Source organism: Enterobacter sp. ENT03 (assembly GCF_019218745.1).
Classification (GTDB): domain Bacteria; phylum Pseudomonadota; class Gammaproteobacteria; order Enterobacterales; family Enterobacteriaceae; genus Enterobacter_D.
In genome coordinates this window covers 33,599-50,344 of the sequence record NZ_JAHUXA010000005.1, presented here as the reverse complement: position 1 = coordinate 50,344, position 16,746 = coordinate 33,599, and the positions used below count along the sequence as shown (strand labels likewise).

Sequence of the window (16,746 nt, the reverse complement as noted above, 5' to 3'; positions counted from 1 at the left end):
AATAAATGAAACGCCCTCCGGCGACATGTGGTAACAGGCTACAGATATGAAAATCGTAATCGCCCCTGATTCATATAAAGAAAGCCTGTCTGCTTCTGAAGTGGCACAGGCCATAGAAAAAGGCTTTCGGGAGATTTTCCCGGAGGCAGAATACGTCTGTGTGCCGGTCGCCGACGGCGGCGAAGGCACGGTGGAAGCGATGATCGCCGCCACCCAGGGCACGGCGTATGTTGCCCGCGTCACCGGCCCGTTGGGGGATGACGTTGATGCGCGCTGGGGCATATCCGGCGACGGACAGACCGCCTTTATCGAAATGGCGGCGGCAAGCGGGCTGGCGCTGGTGCCGCCCGCCTCCCGTAATCCGCTGATCACCACCTCGCGCGGCACCGGGGAACTTATTTTGCACGCGCTCGAGCAGGGGGCGCGCAACATTATTATCGGTATCGGCGGCAGCGCCACTAACGATGGCGGCGCGGGTATGGTACAGGCGCTGGGCGCGAAGCTGTGCGACGCCAACGGTACTGACATCGGCAACGGCGGCGGCAGCCTGATGGGCCTTAACTCGGTGGACATCTCCGGGCTGGATCCGCGTCTTGCCGAGTGCACGATCCGCGTGGCCTGTGATGTTACGAATCCGCTGCTCGGCGACAGCGGCGCTTCGCGCATCTTTGGCCCACAAAAAGGCGCAAGCGAGGCGTGCATTGTTGAGCTGGACAGAAACCTCGCCCACTATGCCGACATCATCAAAAAATCCCTGCATGTGGATGTGAAAAACGTGCCTGGCGCAGGCGCAGCGGGGGGGATGGGGGCGGCGCTGATGGCCTTCCTTAACGCCGAATTGCGCAGCGGCATTGAAATTGTGACCGATGCGCTAAATCTCGAAGAGCATATTCATGACTGTACGCTGGTGGTGACCGGCGAAGGCCGTATCGACAGCCAGACCATTCACGGCAAAGTGCCGGCAGGCGTTGCCACGGTAGCAAAAAAATACCATAAGCCGGTGATCGGTATCGCCGGGAGTTTAACCGCCGATGTGGGCGTGGTGCACGAGCATGGCATTGATGCGGTGTTCAGCGTATTAACCAGCATCTGCACGCTGGAAGAGGCGTTTCGCGGCGCGTTTGACAATATTTATCGCGCTTCCCGCAATATTGCCGCCACATTGCGGGTCGGGATGTTGACGGAAGGGTGACATCAGGGGGCAAACCCTCTATACTTCGCGCCGAAGCTGACCAGACAGTCGCCGCTTCGTCGTCGTCCCCTTTCGGGGGGAGACGGGCGGAGGGGAGGAAAGTCCGGGCTCCATAGGGCAGGGTGCCAGGTAACGCCTGGGGGGGAAACCCACGACCAGTGCAACAGAGAGCAAACCGCCGATGGCCCGCGCAAGCGGGATCAGGTAAGGGTGAAAGGGTGCGGTAAGAGCGCACCGCGCGGCTGGTAACAGTCCGTGGCACGGTAAACTCCACCCGGAGCAAGGCCAAATAGGGGTTCACAAGGTACGGCCCGTACTGAACCCGGGTAGGCTGCTTGAGCCAGTGAGCGATTGCTGGCCTAGATGAATGACTGTTCAACGACAGAACCCGGCTTATCGGTCAGCTTCAACTTCTTACAGAACCCCGCTTCGGCGGGGTTTTTGCTATCTGCGCTAAATGAGATGAATGACTGTCCACTCCGCTTTCTATGAAAGAACGCGGCTTATCGGTCAGCTTCAGCTTCTTACAGAACCCCGCTTCGGCGGGGTTTTTGCTATCTGCGCTTATCAGGCCTGCATTCGCTGCGGGAAAACCACCTCGGCACAAGAGAATACCCGTTTTGTGATCATTAACACAAAACGCTGTCAGGGGTATTTTTAACGGGAGAAGTGCAAAGAGATCGATCTTACTGGCAAAATTACTTGCTAAAAATCCTCTAAAACTCATCGTTAAAATAATGTTATTAATTATGGTTATTTGTATGATTTTCTTTGTGCATTTATAAAAATGATGTTTTTTTACAAACAAATAAGCCGAAAAAATGTGATGCACCCTATTATTTAGCTATTGTAATGATTCACTTCTGATTAAATTTGATAAATTGCTCGTTCAATTTAAGGCTTATTTTATCTGATTAATGAACATTAATTTATTGAAATATAGTCTCATGTCTCTTATGGAAATAGATTTTAGCGAACTGATGTTATCGCCATAAAATATTTTTATTACTCCCGTTTTTTTTGACGAAAATCAGGGTAAAGTCAAATGAATTTTATACATGCTATTGATATTTAAGGGTTTTATTAATTTGATATAGCCTTGAGAAATATAAATAAAAGTAATTTGTGAGAAGTCGCACATATCCTCCATCTCTTCATTTGGTACACTCCGCCGCGTCAGTTAATTAATTTATGTAGGCCGAAATGAATACTATTCTTCTCCCTAAAACACAGCACTTAGTGGTCTTTCAGGAAGTCATTAGAAGCGGTTCGATCGGTTCTGCTGCAAAAGAATTAGGATTAACTCAACCAGCAGTGAGCAAGATTATTAATGATATAGAAGCTTATTTTGGCGTTGAGCTGATTGTTCGTAAGAATACTGGCGTCACCTTGACCCATGCCGGGCAGGTTCTGCTCTCGTGGTCTGAATCGATCACCCGTGAAATGAAAAACATGGTGAACGAAATGAATAGCTTAACCGATAACACGGTGGTTGACGTCTCATTTGGTTTCCCCTCGCTGATCGGCTTTACCTTTATGTCCGGTATGATTCAGAAGTTCAAAGACGTGTTCCCAAAAGCGCAGGTTTCAATGTATGAAGCGCAGCTCTCTTCGTTTCTTCCTGCGATTCGCGATGGTCGTCTGGATTTCGCCATCGGGACGCTGAGTGATGAGATGAAACTCCAGGATCTGCATGTGGAGCCGCTTTTCGAGTCGGAGTTTGTGCTGGTGGCTAATAAGTCCCGAACATGCACCGGTACCACCACACTGGAATCGTTGAAGGACGAACAGTGGGTGTTGCCACAAACGAATATGGGCTACTACAGCGAACTCCTCACCACGTTACAAAGAAATGGCATCAGCAGCGAAAACATCGTTAAAACAGATTCTGTCGTCACTATTTATAATCTTGTTCTCAGTGCTGATTTTTTGACTGTCATTCCTTGCGATATGACCACGCCTTTTGGTTCAAACCAGTTTATTACAATCCCTGTAGAGGAAACATTACCCGTCGCGCGCTACGCCGCAATATGGTCTAAGAATTATCGAATTAAAAAGGCAGCTTCAGTTTTGGTTGAATTAGCCAAAGAATATTCATCTTATAATGGATGCAGACGAAAGCAATTTATTGAAATCAACTGAATGAATTTATTTTAATCCAATACTAACACCATCGATCTGATTTTAAATCGTTGGCAACGGCTATCTATTTACTTAACACTCAGGTTAAGAGGTTACCATGCACATTACATACGATCTCCCGATTGCAATTGACGATATCCTCGAAGCAAAAAAAAGACTGGCGGGAAAAATTTATAAAACGGGAATGCCTCGCTCAAACTATTTTAGTGAGCTTTGCAAAGGAGAAATATTCCTCAAGTTTGAAAATATGCAGCGCACCGGCTCATTTAAAATTCGCGGCGCGTTTAATAAGCTGAGTTCATTAACTGAAGCTGAAAGACTTAAAGGCGTGGTGGCCTGCTCTGCTGGTAACCATGCGCAAGGGGTTTCACTCTCCTGCGCCATGCTCGGCATTGATGGCAAAGTGGTGATGCCGAGGGGCGCGCCAAAGTCTAAAGTCGCGGCCACCTGCGACTACTCCGCAGAAGTGGTGCTGCATGGCGACAACTTCAACGACACGATCGCTAAGGTTAGCGAGATTGTGGAAACTGAAGGCCGTATCTTTATTCCGCCGTATGACGATCCGAAAGTTATTGCCGGCCAGGGAACCATTGGTCTGGAAATTTTGGAAGATCTGTACGATGTCGATAACGTTATTGTGCCTATCGGCGGTGGCGGTTTAATTGCCGGTATTGCCGTCGCCATTAAATCTATCAATCCGACCATTAGAATTATTGGCGTGCAGTCTGAAAATGTTCACGGAATGGCGGCATCTTACCATGCTGGAGAAATAACCACGCACCGAACGACCGGCACCCTGGCGGATGGCTGTGATGTTTCCCGCCCGGGTAATTTAACCTACGAAATCGTTCGTGAATTAGTGGATGACATTGTCCTGGTCAGCGAAGATGAAATTCGAAAAAGCATGATAGCGTTAATTCAAAGAAATAAAGTCGTCACCGAAGGCGCAGGCGCGTTGGCATGTGCCGCATTATTAAGCGGAAAATTAGATAGCTATATCCAGAACAGAAAAACAGTCAGCATTATTTCTGGCGGCAATATTGATCTTTCTCGCGTATCACAAATTACTGGTTTAGTTGACGCTTAACCCCAGCTATTAATCTTTCGTTGAGGATAGGATATGAGTACTACTGATAGCATTGTCTCCAGCCAGACAAAACAGTCGTCCTGGCGCAAATCGGACACCACCTGGACATTGGGTTTATTTGGTACGGCCATCGGCGCTGGGGTGCTGTTCTTCCCAATCCGCGCAGGGTTTGGCGGACTGATCCCGATCCTTTTGATGCTGGTTTTAGCGTACCCCATCGCATTCTACTGCCACCGCGCGCTGGCGCGACTGTGTTTATCCGGTTCTAACCCTTCCGGCAACATCACGGAAACGGTGGAAGAGCATTTTGGTAAGATGGGCGGCGTGGTCATCACGTTCTTATATTTCTTCGCGATTTGTCCGCTGCTGTGGATTTATGGCGTCACGATCACCAACACCTTCATGACCTTCTGGGAAAATCAGTTGCAGATGCCTGCGTTGAATCGCGGCTTTGTGGCGCTGTTCCTGCTGCTACTGATGGCCTTCGTCATCTGGTTTGGTAAGGATCTGATGGTTAAAGTGATGAGCTTCCTGGTATGGCCGTTTATCGCCAGCCTGATGCTGATCTCTCTGTCACTGATCCCTTACTGGAACTCGGCGGTTATCGACCAGGTGGATCTCAGTAATATCGCGTTAACCGGAAATGACGGCATTCTGGTCACCGTGTGGCTGGGTATTTCCATCATGGTGTTCTCCTTTAACTTCTCGCCGATTGTCTCTTCTTTCGTGGTCTCCAAACGTGAAGAGTACGAGGCAGAGTTTGGTCGTGATTTTACCGAGCGTAAATGTTCACAGATTATCTCCCGCGCCAGTATGTTGATGGTCGCGGTGGTGATGTTCTTCGCCTTTAGCTGCCTGTTCACGCTCTCTCCACAGAACATGGCAGATGCCAAAGCGCAGAACATTCCGGTGCTCTCTTACCTGGCAAACTACTTCGCATCGCTTTCCGGCACGAAATCAACGTTCGCTACGGTGCTGGAGTACGGTGCCTCTATCATCGCGCTGGTCGCTATCTTCAAATCGTTCTTCGGTCATTATCTGGGTACGCTGGAAGGGTTGAACGGTCTGGTGCTGAAGTTCGGCTATAACGGCGACAAAACCAAAGTTTCCTCCGGCAAACTCAACACCATCAGCATGATCTTCATCATGGGTTCCACCTGGATTGTGGCTTACGCCAACCCGAACATTCTGGACCTGATTGAAGCGATGGGCGCGCCGATTATTGCCTCGCTGCTCTGCCTGTTGCCGATGTACGCCATCCGTAAAGCGCCGTCGCTGGCGAAATACCGTGGCCGACTGGATAACGTGTTTGTCACCGCGATTGGTCTGCTGACCATTCTGAACATCGTGTACAAACTGTTTTAATTCATATACCCGTTATAGTTCACGTTGCAGGTTCGTTGGCCGCGTTCACTCGCCATCTTCCTGAAACTCGAATTATTTAGGGTATCACCTCAGGATGAGTCGTGTGATGAATGAATTCCCGGTAGTGTTGGTTATCAACTGTGGATCGTCGTCAATTAAGTTTTCAGTGCTGGATGCAACCAACTGTGACGTATTAATGGCTGGGATTGCGGACGGAATTAATTCTGAAAATGCGTTCTTATCGGTAAATGGAGGAGAGCCAGCTAAGCTGGCTCACCACAACTACGAAGGCGCACTTAAGGCGATCGCATTTGAACTGGAAAAACGTAATTTAATCGACAGCGTAGCCTTAATTGGCCACCGCATTGCCCACGGCGGAAATATCTTTACCGAATCAGCCATTATTACTGATGACGTGATTGAAAATATTCGCCGGGTATCACCTTTAGCGCCGTTACATAATTACGCCAATCTGAGCGGGATTGAATCCGCACAGCATCTTTTCCCCGGCGTGCAGCAGGTGGCGGTATTTGATACCAGCTTCCACCAGACGCTGGCTCCGGAGGCTTACCTTTACGGGTTGCCGTGGAAGTATTTCGAAGCGCTGGGCGTGCGCCGCTACGGATTCCACGGGACGTCGCACCGTTATGTTTCCCAACGTGCGCTGGCGCTGCTTGAGCTGCCAGAGGAGGACTCTGGACTGGTGGTCGCTCACCTTGGCAACGGCGCGTCTATCTGCGCGGTGCGCAACGGACAAAGCGTCGATACCTCAATGGGGATGACGCCGCTGGAAGGGGTGATGATGGGCACCCGCAGCGGGGACGTGGATTTTGGCGCGATGGCGTGGGTGGCAAGTGAAACCAACCAGACGCTGAGCGATCTGGAGCGCGTGGTCAACAAAGAGTCTGGTCTGCTCGGTATTTCCGGCCTGTCGTCCGATCTGCGCGTACTGGAAAAGGCCTGGCACGAAGGACATGAACGCGCTCAGTTGGCGATTAAAACCTTTGTACACCGGATTGCCCGTCATATTGCCGGACATGCCGCCTCGCTACACCGTCTGGACGGTATTATTTTCACCGGTGGTATTGGCGAAAACTCAATATTAATTCGTCGACTGGTGATTGAACATTTAGCTGTCCTCGGTGTGGTGTTAGACAGTGATATGAATAATCTGCCTAATTCCTGCGGCGAAAGAATTATTTCCGGCAATGAAACTCGCGTTATATGCGCCGTCATTCCGACGAATGAAGAGAAAATGATTGCCCTCGATGCAATTCAGTTAGGCAAAGTTAATGCTCCTGTGGAATTTGCCTAGTACATTTGTTGTTCTGTTGAGAGATTATTTTTCATGAAGGTAAATATCGATACCAGCGATATGCTGTATGCCGAAGCATGGCAGGGCTTTAAAGGTACGGACTGGAAAGAAGAAATCAATGTCCGGGATTTTATTCAGCACAACTATACGCCATATGAAGGGGATGAATCTTTCCTTGCCGAAGCGACGCCTGCGACCACGGCTTTGTGGGAAAAGGTGATGGCGGGTATTCGTATCGAAAACGCGACCCATGCGCCGGTTGATTTCGATACCAATATTGCGACCACGATCACCGCACACGATGCCGGTTATATCGAGCAAGCCCTGGAAAAAATTGTCGGCCTGCAAACCGACAAACCGCTCAAGCGCGCACTGCATCCGTTTGGCGGCGTCAATATGATTAAAAGTTCATTTGATGCCTACGGGCGTGAAATGGATCCGCAGTTTGAGTATCTCTTTACTGAGCTGCGCAAAACCCACAACCAGGGGGTTTTCGACGCCTATTCACCGGACATGTTGCGCTGCCGTAAATCAGGCGTACTGACCGGTCTGCCTGATGGCTATGGTCGTGGTCGCATCATCGGTGATTACCGCCGCGTGGCGCTGTACGGCATAAGCTATCTGGTGCGCGAACGCGAACTGCAGTTTGCCGATCTCCAGTCGAACCTGGAGTGGGGGCAGAAACTTGAAGCCACTATTCGCCTGCGGGAGGAGCTTTCCGAGCACCGTCGCGCACTGCTGCAAATGCAGGAAATGGCGGCGAAATATGGCTGTGATATTTCTCGTCCGGCGCGTAACGCGCAGGAAGCGGTGCAATGGGTCTACTTTGCCTATCTGGCGGCGGTGAAATCGCAGAACGGCGGCGCGATGTCGCTGGGCCGCACCGCAACGTTCCTCGATATTTATATTGAGCGCGACATGCAGGCCGGGGCGCTGACGGAGCAGCAGGCGCAGGAGCTGATCGATCACTTCATCATGAAAATCCGCATGGTACGCTTCCTGCGTACCCCGGAATTCGACACGCTGTTCTCCGGCGACCCGATCTGGGCGACGGAAGTGATTGGCGGGATGGGGCTGGATGGTCGCCCGCTGGTGACCAAAAGCGCTTTCCGCTACCTGCATACGTTGCACACCATGGGACCGGCACCGGAGCCAAACCTGACCATTCTGTGGTCAGACGCGCTGCCGATTGCCTTCAAAAAATACGCAGCTCAGGTCTCTATCATCACCTCGTCATTGCAGTACGAAAACGACGATCTGATGCGGACCGACTTTGATAGCGACGACTACGCGATTGCCTGCTGCGTTAGCCCAATGGTCATCGGGAAGCAGATGCAGTTCTTCGGTGCGCGCGCCAACCTCGCGAAAACCCTGCTGTACGCCATCAACGGCGGCGTTGATGAGAAGCTGAAAATCCAGGTCGGGCCGAAAACCGCACCGCTGATGGATGATGTCCTGAATTACGACACCGTTATGGAGAGCCTGGACCACTTTATAGACTGGCTGGCGGTGCAGTACATCAGCGCGCTGAACATCATTCACTATATGCATGACAAATACAGCTACGAAGCCTCGCTGATGGCGCTGCACGATCGTGACGTTTATCGCACCATGGCGTGCGGTATTGCCGGACTGTCGGTGGCGGCGGATTCACTCTCCGCCATTAAGTACGCGCAGGTGAAACCGGTACGCGACCATAACGGGCTGGCGGTCGATTTTGTCATCGAAGGGGAATACCCGCAGTACGGCAACAATGACGAACGTGTCGACAGCATTGCCTGCGATCTGGTTAAACGCTTTATGAAGAAAATTAGCGTGTTGCCGACTTACCGCAATGCGGTGCCAACGCAGTCCATTCTGACCATCACCTCTAACGTGGTGTACGGACAGAAAACGGGCAACACGCCGGATGGACGCCGGGCGGGAATGCCGTTCGCTCCGGGCGCTAATCCGATGCACGGGCGCGATCGTAAAGGCGCAGTCGCCTCGCTGACTTCCGTCGCAAAACTGCCGTTCACCTACGCCAAAGATGGCATCTCGTACACCTTCTCGATTGTGCCTGCCGCGCTTGGCAAAGAGGATGCGATACGTAAAACCAATCTGGTCGGCCTGCTGGACGGGTATTTCCATCACGAAGCGCATGTGGAAGGCGGGCAGCACCTGAACGTCAACGTTATGAATCGGGAGATGCTGATGGATGCCATCGAGCACCCGGAAAGCTATCCGAACCTGACGATCCGCGTCTCCGGTTATGCCGTGCGCTTTAATGCGCTGACCCGCGAACAGCAGCAGGATGTGATTTCACGCACTTTCACCCAGGCGTTATAACGCCGGAGGAACGATGAGAAAAATTATTGAAACCCAGCGCGCACCGGGCGCTATCGGCCCTTATGTGCAGGGCGTGGATCTGGGCAGCCTGCTCTTCACGTCGGGTCAGATCCCGGTTTGTCCGCAAACGGGAGCGGTCGCAGAAAACGTTGCCGATCAGGCACGTCAGAGTCTGGAAAACGTCAAAGCGATTGTAGAGTCCGCAGGCCTGAAGGTGGGCGACATCGTGAAAACCACGGTGTTCATCACCGATCTGAACGACTTCTCCACCATCAATCAGGTCTATCAGCAATTTTTTGATGCGCATCAGGCTATCTACCCTACGCGCAGCTGCGTGCAGGTCGCCCGTTTGCCAAAAGATGTGAAGCTGGAGATCGAAGCCATCGCGGTACGCGATGCGTAGGTTATGACCGGAGGGCGATCTTCTGGATCGCCCCGATCTCAGAGTGAGTGTGACGCCGGCTCTTCACTGAACGGCAATCCCAGGGTGTGGATATGATTAGCGCATTCGATATTTTCAAGATTGGCATTGGACCTTCCAGCTCCCATACCGTGGGGCCAATGAATGCAGGTAAACGTTTTATCGATCAATTGTTTGGCCGCGGATCTTTACACCGAACCACACATATTGTGGTCGATCTGTATGGTTCACTTTCGCTGACCGGAAAGGGTCATGCGACCGATGTCGCCATCATGATGGGACTGGCGGGCAATAGTCCACAGGACGTGAGCATCGACGGTATTCCCACGTTTATCGAAGCCGTGACGCTCAGCGGGCGTTTGCCCGTGGCGGATGGCGCGCATGTGGTGGATTTTCCCGTCGCAGATAGCATTATTTTTCATCCAGAAACGCTCCCGCGTCATGAAAACGGGATGCGAATCACTGCGTGGCAGGGATCTGAAACGTTACTCAGCAAAACCTACTACTCCGTTGGCGGCGGTTTTATCGTTGAGGAAGAGCACTTCGGACAGGCACATGACGTAGAAGCCCCGGTTCCATACGATTTCCATTCTGCCAGCGAGCTGCTGAAGCTGTGCGAGCGCAACGGACTTTCTATCTCCGGGCTGATGATGCAAAACGAACTGGCGCTACGCAGCAAAAATGAAGTCGATGCCGGTTTTGCACGCATCTGGGATGTGATGCACGCCGGTATCGAGCGCGGCATTAACACCGAAGGCGTATTGCCCGGAGCGCTCAATGTTCCGCGTCGTGCCGTGGCATTACGACGCCTGTTAGTCTCCAGCGATAGCCTCTCCAGCGATCCCATGAACGTCATCGACTGGATCAATATGTTTGCTTTGGCGGTGAGCGAAGAGAACGCCGCAGGCGGGCGAGTGGTGACGGCGCCAACCAACGGTGCATGCGGTATTGTTCCTGCCGTGCTCGCTTACTACGATAAATTCCGCCGCCCGGTTAACGCCAATTCGATTGCCCGCTATTTGTTGGCGGCTGGCGCAATCGGCGCGCTGTATAAGATGAATGCTTCGATTTCGGGTGCCGAAGTGGGCTGTCAGGGAGAGATCGGTGTGGCCTGCTCAATGGCGGCTGCGGGACTGACGGAGTTGCTTGGCGGCAGCCCGACGCAGGTCTGTATTGCGGCGGAAATCGCCATGGAGCATAACCTGGGGTTAACCTGCGATCCGGTGGCCGGCCAGGTACAAATCCCGTGTATCGAACGAAACGCAATCAACGCGGTGAAAGCGGTGAACGCGGCACGCATGGCGCTACGCAGGACATCGGAGCCTCGCGTATCTCTCGATAAAGTGATCGAAACCATGTATGAGACCGGCAAAGATATGAACGACAAATACCGGGAAACGTCTCGCGGTGGGCTGGCGATCAAAGTGGTTTGTCGCTGACACTATTTCTGTTTGTTTCTCCTTCTTCGGGCGCACCATGGTGCGCCCTTTTTTTATTGAGATAGTGTTCAACCAGGGAATTTTTATGCTGTTTTCACTTTTTATGGAGAAAAAATTTACTAACAAACAGTAATTATAAGGGTTTATTTGTGAAGTTTTTCTCTGACCCCGAGCGTATGATTTTCTCATTAAAACGACTCGCCTGCGCCATCACGTCCCGCACATCGCATTGATGCGGAACGAAAAAAAATAAAAACCTCTACCTACAGCGAGAAAATTATGGAAACGGTAACTCAGAACGGCGCAAGCCTGGAAGCATCACCGCAAGCCCGTGACGCGGGCATGACTGAAAGCGAATGGCGTGCCGCCATCAAGTTCGACAGCAGCGATACCGGCTGGGTCATCATGAGTATCGGCATGGCCATTGGCGCAGGCATTGTCTTTTTACCTGTGCAGGTCGGACTCATGGGACTGTGGGTTTTTCTGCTCTCCTCCGTCATTGGCTACCCGGCGATGTACCTTTTTCAGCGCTTATTTATTAATACGCTGGCCGCCTCGCCGGAATGCAAAGATTACCCGAGCGTCATCAGCGGCTATCTGGGCAAAAACTGGGGCATCCTGTTAGGGGCGCTCTATTTCGTGATGCTGGTGATCTGGATGTTTGTCTATTCCACGGCGATCACCAACGACAGCGCCTCGTATCTGCACACCTTTGGCATCACCGAGGGGCTGTTATCCGACAATCCTTTTTACGGGCTGGGATTAATTTGCGTGCTGGTGGCGATCTCCTCACGCGGCGAAAAACTGCTATTCAAAATCTCCAGCCTGATGGTGCTCACGAAATTGTTCGTGGTGGCGGCGCTGGGATTATCCATGATCGGCATGTGGCACTTATACAATATTGGCGCGTTACCGCCTGTGGGGTTATTGATCAAAAACGCGATTATCACGTTGCCCTTTACCCTCACTTCCATTCTGTTTATCCAGACCCTCAGCCCGATGGTGATCTCCTACCGTTCCCGGGAAAAATCAGTAGAAGTGGCTCGCTATAAGGCGCTGCGGGCGATGAACATTGCGTTTGCGGTGCTGTTTGTCACCGTCTTTTTCTATGCCGTTTCATTCACACTGGCGATGGGGCACGACGAAGCCGTCAAAGCTTATGAGCAAAATATCTCGGCACTGGCTATCGCGGCGCAGTTCATCAGCGGCGAGGGTGCAGGCTGGGTAAAGATTGTCAGTGTGATCCTCAATATCTTTGCGGTAATGACCGCCTTCTTTGGCGTCTATCTTGGCTTTCGTGAAGCCACGCAGGGTATCGCCATGAATCTGCTGCGCCGCAAATTTCCGGGCCGCACGTTCAATGAAAACTATGTGCAGGGCAGCATTATGGTGTTCGCCGTGCTGCTGGCCTGGAGCGCCATTGTGCTCAACGCGCCGGTACTGAGCTTCACCTCAGTGTGTAGCCCTATTTTCGGCATGGTGGGCTGCCTCATCCCGGCGTGGCTGGTTTACAAAGTGCCCGCATTGCACCAATACAAAGGCGCATCGCTGTACATCATTATTGTGACCGGCCTGCTGCTTTGCATCTCGCCGTTCCTCGCATTTTCCTGAAAGAAAGGCTGTTGTTATGACTACGACCAAGGTTAACCCGCTATGGGATCGTTTTATCAACATTGTGAAGGCGGAGGTGAAACCGGCGCTCGGTTGCACCGAACCCGTTTCAGTGGCGCTGGCCTGTGCGGTGGCGGCAGCACAGCTCACGGAAAAGGTGGATCGTATTGAGGTCCAGGTGTCACCCAACCTGATGAAAAACGGCATGGGCGTTACCGTGCCGGGCACCGGCATGGTGGGCCTGCCGGTAGCCGCCGCCCTTGGCGCGCTGGCGGGGGATGCCGACGCCGGGCTGGAAGTGCTCAAAAACGCCTCGGCACAGGCGGTGTCAGCGGCAAAAGCCCTGCTGGATGCCGGGCGAGTAAAGGTCAGGTTACAAACTCCCTGCGACGATATTCTCTGGGTACGCGCCCGTGTTTATGCCAATGAGCAATGGGCCTGCGTGACCATCGCCGGCGATCATACCCGTATTGTGCGTATTGAGACGGCGGACGCGGTGTTGTTGGAACGCGATGCGCCGGATGCTGAATGCGCTGATACCGCACCGGATGTGCTCTCCCGGACCTCGCTTAAAGACATCGTGACTTTTGCCGAACAGGTTCCGCTGGCGCAGATCCGCTTTATCCTGCAGGCGGCCCGGCTCAATGACGCGCTTTCGCAGGAGGGGCTGCGCGGTACATGGGGGCTGCACATTGGTGCGACGCTGCAAAAACAGCAAACGCGCGGCCTGCAGGCCGACGATCTTCTCACTGCCATAGTGATCCGTACCAGCGCGGCATCTGATGCGCGTATGGGGGGCGCGAGCTTACCTGCGATGAGCAATTCCGGTTCGGGCAATCAGGGCATTACCGCGACGCTGCCCGTTGTGGTGGTGGCGGAGCATTTTCAGGTGAGCGAGGAGAAACTGGCGCGTGCGCTGATGCTGTCGCATTTAAGCGCAATCTACATCCATCACCAGTTGCCGCGCTTGTCTGCGCTATGCGCCGCCACTACGGCTGCTATGGGGGCCGCGGCGGGCATGGCATGGCTGATTGACGGGCGATATGACACCCTTGCGATGGCGATCAGCAGCATGATTGGCGATGTCAGCGGTATGATTTGCGATGGCGCGTCTAACAGTTGCGCGATGAAAGTTTCGACCAGCGTATCCTCGGCATGGAAAGCGGTACTGATGGCACTCGATGATACGGCGGTGACCGGTAACGAAGGCATTGTGGCGCACGATGTAGAACAGTCGATCGCTAATTTATGCGCGCTGGCCTGTCAGTCGATGCAGCAAACCGATCGGCAAATTATTGACATCATGGCGAGAAAAGCAGGGTAGGGAGAATTGCCCGGCGGGTAGCGCCGTCGGGCGAGATGAAAAGGTTACGCGGCTTCTTCTTCTGAGAGCCGCACTTCGGCGTCGGCCACAATTGCTTCTAGTTCACTCAGCATCTCGTCGGAGCCAAATGACAAACGCAGAGGGGCGGCGTCTGTCTGCTGAAACTGCACCTCAACCGGTGCGGGTCTGGTTTTCTTCTGTTTTTTGCTCATTAGGTATTCCCGTGATGCGGTGACTTACAGCGGTAAATCTATCAGTAATGCACGCAGCGGCGTATCGGCGACGAGCGTAATGTTAGGTTCATCACGAATAAACGCGCCATCACCGCAGGTCAGGGCCTGCTGCTCGGTTTGCTGTGTGACGGCGTGCACACTGCCGTGGATCGACTGCAAATAGGCGCGCGGTCCATGGAGATGAAAACTCAGCTCTTCGCCAGTTTCCAGCGCAATATGATGGATCCACACCTGCTGACGCAGTTGCAAACTGCCCTCGCTGCCATCTGGCGAGGCCAGCAGCTGCTGTGCATGATCCGCCAGCACCATTTTCTGCACCAGCGCATTTTCCCGCTCCGGACAGGCGTCGAGCCATAACTGCATACGGGTCAGCGACTTATCTTTGCTGAGGTTATGTTCGCTGTAGCTGATACCCGGCTGCGTGGCGATAAGCAGCGCTTCGCCCGCTTTCGCCTGAACATGATGACCTTCGCTGTCGCGGTACTCGGCTTCGCCTTCCAGGATCAGATTTAACATATCCACTTTGGGATAGGTCCGCGGCTGGAATGACGCGCCCGGCGCCAGCACTTCCTGATTCAGCACCCGCAACGAGGCATAGCCCAGCAGTTTCGGGTCAAAATAATGGCCAAAGGAGAAGGTGTAGCGAGCCTGCAACCATCCGAAATCTGCCTGGCCGCACTGTTTGACTGTTCTTGTCGTGATCATAATCTTTGCCCTCTCTTTACACGTTAACAATGGTAAAGGTATGGACGCTGCAATGTTAGCCAGATATTCTGCCCGGTATGTTCAAATTTCCTGAATGAAAACGACATGGCTAAAGAAAGAGCGTTAACCCTCGAAGCATTACGGGTGATGGATGCAATCGATCGGCGTGGCAGTTTCGCGGCGGCGGCAGATGAGCTGGGCCGTGTCCCGTCGGCGCTCAGCTATACCATGCAAAAGCTGGAAGAAGAACTGGACGTCGTGCTGTTTGACCGCTCTGGTCACCGCACCAAATTTACTAACGTGGGGCGGATGCTGCTGGAGCGCGGGCGCGTATTACTGGAAGCGGCCGATAAACTGACGACCGATGCGGAAGCGCTGGCGCGCGGCTGGGAAACACACCTGACGCTGGTAACCGAAGCACTGGTGCCCACCCAGTCGCTTTTCCCGCTGGTGGAAAAGCTGGCGACCAAAGCCAATACCCAGCTGTCGGTGATCACCGAAGTGCTTGCCGGCGCGTGGGAGCGACTGGAGCAGGGCCGGGCAGACATTGTTATCGGGCCGGACATGCATTTTCGTTCCTCGTCAGAAATTAACTCCCGCAAGCTGTATAAGGTGATGAATGTCTACGTGGCTGCGCCGGGGCATCCCATCCATGATGAGCCGGAACCGCTGTCCGAAGTGACGCGCGTGAAATACCGCGGCGTGGCGGTGGCGGATACCGCGCGGGAACGTCCGGTGTTAACCGTGCAGTTGCTCGACAAACAGCCGCGTCTGACGGTGAGCAGCCTGGAAGATAAACGCCAGGCGCTGCTGGCCGGACTGGGGGTGGCGACCATGCCGTATCCCATGGTTGAAAAGGATATTGCCGAAGGACGTCTGCGGGTGGTCAGCCCGGAATACACCGCCGAAGTGGACATTATTATGGCCTGGCGACGCGACAGCATGGGCGAGGCCAAAGCCTGGTGTCTGCGGGAGATCCCGAAGCTGTTTATGAACAAATAAATGACTCCTCCGGGCGGAGGAGTCAGCAGGATCAGGCGAGCATTTTTGGATCCGGTCCAAAGCGGTTTTCGCCTGGCGTACCGCTCTGACAGTTGAAGGCGATGATCACCAGCCAGCCGATCACCGGGATCAGCAGCAGTAATAACCACCACGCCGAGCGGTCAGTATCATGCAGACGACGGAACTGCACCGCCCACCACGGCAGGAAAATCAGTACGCCATAGACGGTGGTCAGCACGCCTTCGCCGCCGCCCAGTTGTAACCCCAGAATTTTATCCACGATCCCCAGTACCCCGGTCAGCACGATGTTGACCAGAATAAACATCCAGTACTCCTTGCGGCGCGCGCGCCCGCGAAACCCAATGTAGTTCCTGAGAACTTTTAGATACCAGTCCATGTTAGCGCCTCAATCAGTGGTTAATTCTCTGTTTTATCAACAATCATATTGATAATAGTCATGAATATTTGGTCGGTAAATATCACCAATATGAATTAATCGAGGCGTCAAAATTTGCTTTTACTTTCCGATCGGCATCACAGATCGCGTTTCGTCTGCTGTGATCCAGCTCACCTGAAATTCTC

At 53.0% G+C, this 16,746-nt stretch carries 14 protein-coding genes and 1 other RNA gene; 12 read left to right on the top strand and 3 right to left on the bottom strand.

Translation table 11 applies throughout. The features are described 5' to 3' along the window. The first annotated feature begins 46 nt into the window (after nt 1-46). The 11 genes from garK (at nt 47) to KW828_RS09370 (ending at nt 14,224) form a co-directional block, all read left to right on the top strand. On the top strand, nt 47-1,192 hold the full coding sequence (garK, locus tag KW828_RS09420) for a glycerate 2-kinase (protein WP_218336133.1): 1,146 nt from the start codon (nt 47-49) through the stop codon (nt 1,190-1,192). Nucleotides 1,193-1,224: 32 nt separating this feature from the next. Beyond that, an RNA gene (gene rnpB, locus KW828_RS09415) (RNase P RNA component class A) lies at nt 1,225-1,604 on the top strand. A 791-nt stretch (nt 1,605-2,395) separates the two neighbouring features. After that, nucleotides 2,396-3,334, top strand: a complete 939-nt coding sequence (gene tdcA / locus KW828_RS09410) for a transcriptional regulator TdcA (protein WP_218336132.1) — start codon at nt 2,396-2,398, stop codon at nt 3,332-3,334. A 97-nt stretch (nt 3,335-3,431) separates the two neighbouring features. Then, entirely contained in the window at nt 3,432-4,421 is a 990-nt protein-coding gene (gene tdcB / locus KW828_RS09405) for a bifunctional threonine ammonia-lyase/L-serine ammonia-lyase TdcB (protein WP_218336131.1), read from the top strand. Between the two features lie 33 nt (nt 4,422-4,454). Next, nucleotides 4,455-5,786, top strand: a complete 1,332-nt coding sequence (tdcC, locus tag KW828_RS09400) for a threonine/serine transporter TdcC (protein ID WP_218336130.1) — start codon at nt 4,455-4,457, stop codon at nt 5,784-5,786. Nucleotides 5,787-5,892: 106 nt separating this feature from the next. Continuing rightward, nucleotides 5,893-7,101, top strand: coding sequence for a propionate kinase (gene tdcD, locus KW828_RS09395; protein WP_218336248.1), 1,209 nt, complete (start codon nt 5,893-5,895; stop codon nt 7,099-7,101). A gap of 33 nt (nt 7,102-7,134) precedes the next feature. Then, nucleotides 7,135-9,429, top strand: coding sequence for a formate C-acetyltransferase (pflB, locus tag KW828_RS09390; RefSeq protein ID WP_218336129.1), 2,295 nt, complete (start codon nt 7,135-7,137; stop codon nt 9,427-9,429). A gap of 13 nt (nt 9,430-9,442) precedes the next feature. Further along, nucleotides 9,443-9,832: an enamine/imine deaminase gene (locus KW828_RS09385; RefSeq protein ID WP_218336128.1), complete on the top strand. Its 390-nt coding sequence runs from the start codon at nt 9,443-9,445 to the stop codon at nt 9,830-9,832. 92 nt (nt 9,833-9,924) lie between these two features. Then, nucleotides 9,925-11,289, top strand: coding sequence for an L-serine ammonia-lyase (tdcG, locus tag KW828_RS09380; RefSeq protein ID WP_218336127.1), 1,365 nt, complete (start codon nt 9,925-9,927; stop codon nt 11,287-11,289). 279 nt (nt 11,290-11,568) lie between these two features. Beyond that, on the top strand, nt 11,569-12,900 hold the full coding sequence (locus KW828_RS09375; RefSeq protein WP_218336126.1) for an amino acid permease: 1,332 nt from the start codon (nt 11,569-11,571) through the stop codon (nt 12,898-12,900). Between the two features lie 16 nt (nt 12,901-12,916). Continuing rightward, entirely contained in the window at nt 12,917-14,224 is a 1,308-nt protein-coding gene (locus tag KW828_RS09370) for a serine dehydratase subunit alpha family protein (protein WP_218336125.1), read from the top strand. 44 nt (nt 14,225-14,268) lie between these two features. On the opposite strand, the gene KW828_RS09365 is transcribed toward KW828_RS09370, so the two are convergent. Both KW828_RS09365 and KW828_RS09360 read right to left on the bottom strand, forming a co-directional pair. Continuing rightward, complete coding sequence (locus KW828_RS09365; protein ID WP_218336124.1) at nt 14,269-14,436, bottom strand: hypothetical protein; 168 nt, start codon at nt 14,434-14,436, stop codon at nt 14,269-14,271. 24 nt (nt 14,437-14,460) lie between these two features. Then, nucleotides 14,461-15,162 carry a pirin family protein gene (locus KW828_RS09360; protein WP_218336123.1) on the bottom strand — a complete coding sequence of 234 codons (702 nt, stop codon included), beginning with the start codon at nt 15,160-15,162 and terminating at the stop codon, nt 14,461-14,463. Between the two features lie 105 nt (nt 15,163-15,267). On the opposite strand from KW828_RS09360, the gene KW828_RS09355 reads away from it, so the two are divergent. Next, nucleotides 15,268-16,164 (top strand): LysR family transcriptional regulator, encoded by an 897-nt coding sequence (locus KW828_RS09355; RefSeq protein WP_088221731.1) that lies wholly within the window; start codon nt 15,268-15,270, stop codon nt 16,162-16,164. A gap of 31 nt (nt 16,165-16,195) precedes the next feature. Here KW828_RS09355 and KW828_RS09350 read toward each other — a convergent pair whose 3' ends face one another. After that, complete coding sequence (locus KW828_RS09350) at nt 16,196-16,561, bottom strand: DUF805 domain-containing protein (RefSeq protein ID WP_218336122.1); 366 nt, start codon at nt 16,559-16,561, stop codon at nt 16,196-16,198. Nucleotides 16,562-16,746 lie beyond the last annotated feature (185 nt).

What these genes read in the sequence shown, in the direction of transcription:
- pflB (WP_218336129.1), top strand. Translation starts at nt 7,135, where the DNA reads ATGAAGGTAAATATCGATACCAGCGATATGCTGTATGCCGAAGCATGG.
- KW828_RS09385 (WP_218336128.1), top strand. Translation starts at nt 9,443, where the DNA reads ATGAGAAAAATTATTGAAACCCAGCGCGCACCGGGCGCTATCGGCCCT.
- tdcB (WP_218336131.1), top strand. Translation starts at nt 3,432, where the DNA reads ATGCACATTACATACGATCTCCCGATTGCAATTGACGATATCCTCGAA.
- KW828_RS09375 (WP_218336126.1), top strand. Translation starts at nt 11,569, where the DNA reads ATGGAAACGGTAACTCAGAACGGCGCAAGCCTGGAAGCATCACCGCAA.
- tdcG (WP_218336127.1), top strand. Translation starts at nt 9,925, where the DNA reads ATGATTAGCGCATTCGATATTTTCAAGATTGGCATTGGACCTTCCAGC.
- KW828_RS09360 (WP_218336123.1), bottom strand. Translation starts at nt 15,162, where the DNA reads ATGATCACGACAAGAACAGTCAAACAGTGCGGCCAGGCAGATTTCGGA.
- KW828_RS09355 (WP_088221731.1), top strand. Translation starts at nt 15,268, where the DNA reads ATGGCTAAAGAAAGAGCGTTAACCCTCGAAGCATTACGGGTGATGGAT.
- KW828_RS09350 (WP_218336122.1), bottom strand. Translation starts at nt 16,561, where the DNA reads ATGGACTGGTATCTAAAAGTTCTCAGGAACTACATTGGGTTTCGCGGG.
- KW828_RS09370 (WP_218336125.1), top strand. Translation starts at nt 12,917, where the DNA reads ATGACTACGACCAAGGTTAACCCGCTATGGGATCGTTTTATCAACATT.
- KW828_RS09365 (WP_218336124.1), bottom strand. Translation starts at nt 14,436, where the DNA reads ATGAGCAAAAAACAGAAGAAAACCAGACCCGCACCGGTTGAGGTGCAG.
- tdcC (WP_218336130.1), top strand. Translation starts at nt 4,455, where the DNA reads ATGAGTACTACTGATAGCATTGTCTCCAGCCAGACAAAACAGTCGTCC.
- garK (WP_218336133.1), top strand. Translation starts at nt 47, where the DNA reads ATGAAAATCGTAATCGCCCCTGATTCATATAAAGAAAGCCTGTCTGCT.
- tdcA (WP_218336132.1), top strand. Translation starts at nt 2,396, where the DNA reads ATGAATACTATTCTTCTCCCTAAAACACAGCACTTAGTGGTCTTTCAG.
- tdcD (WP_218336248.1), top strand. Translation starts at nt 5,893, where the DNA reads ATGAATGAATTCCCGGTAGTGTTGGTTATCAACTGTGGATCGTCGTCA.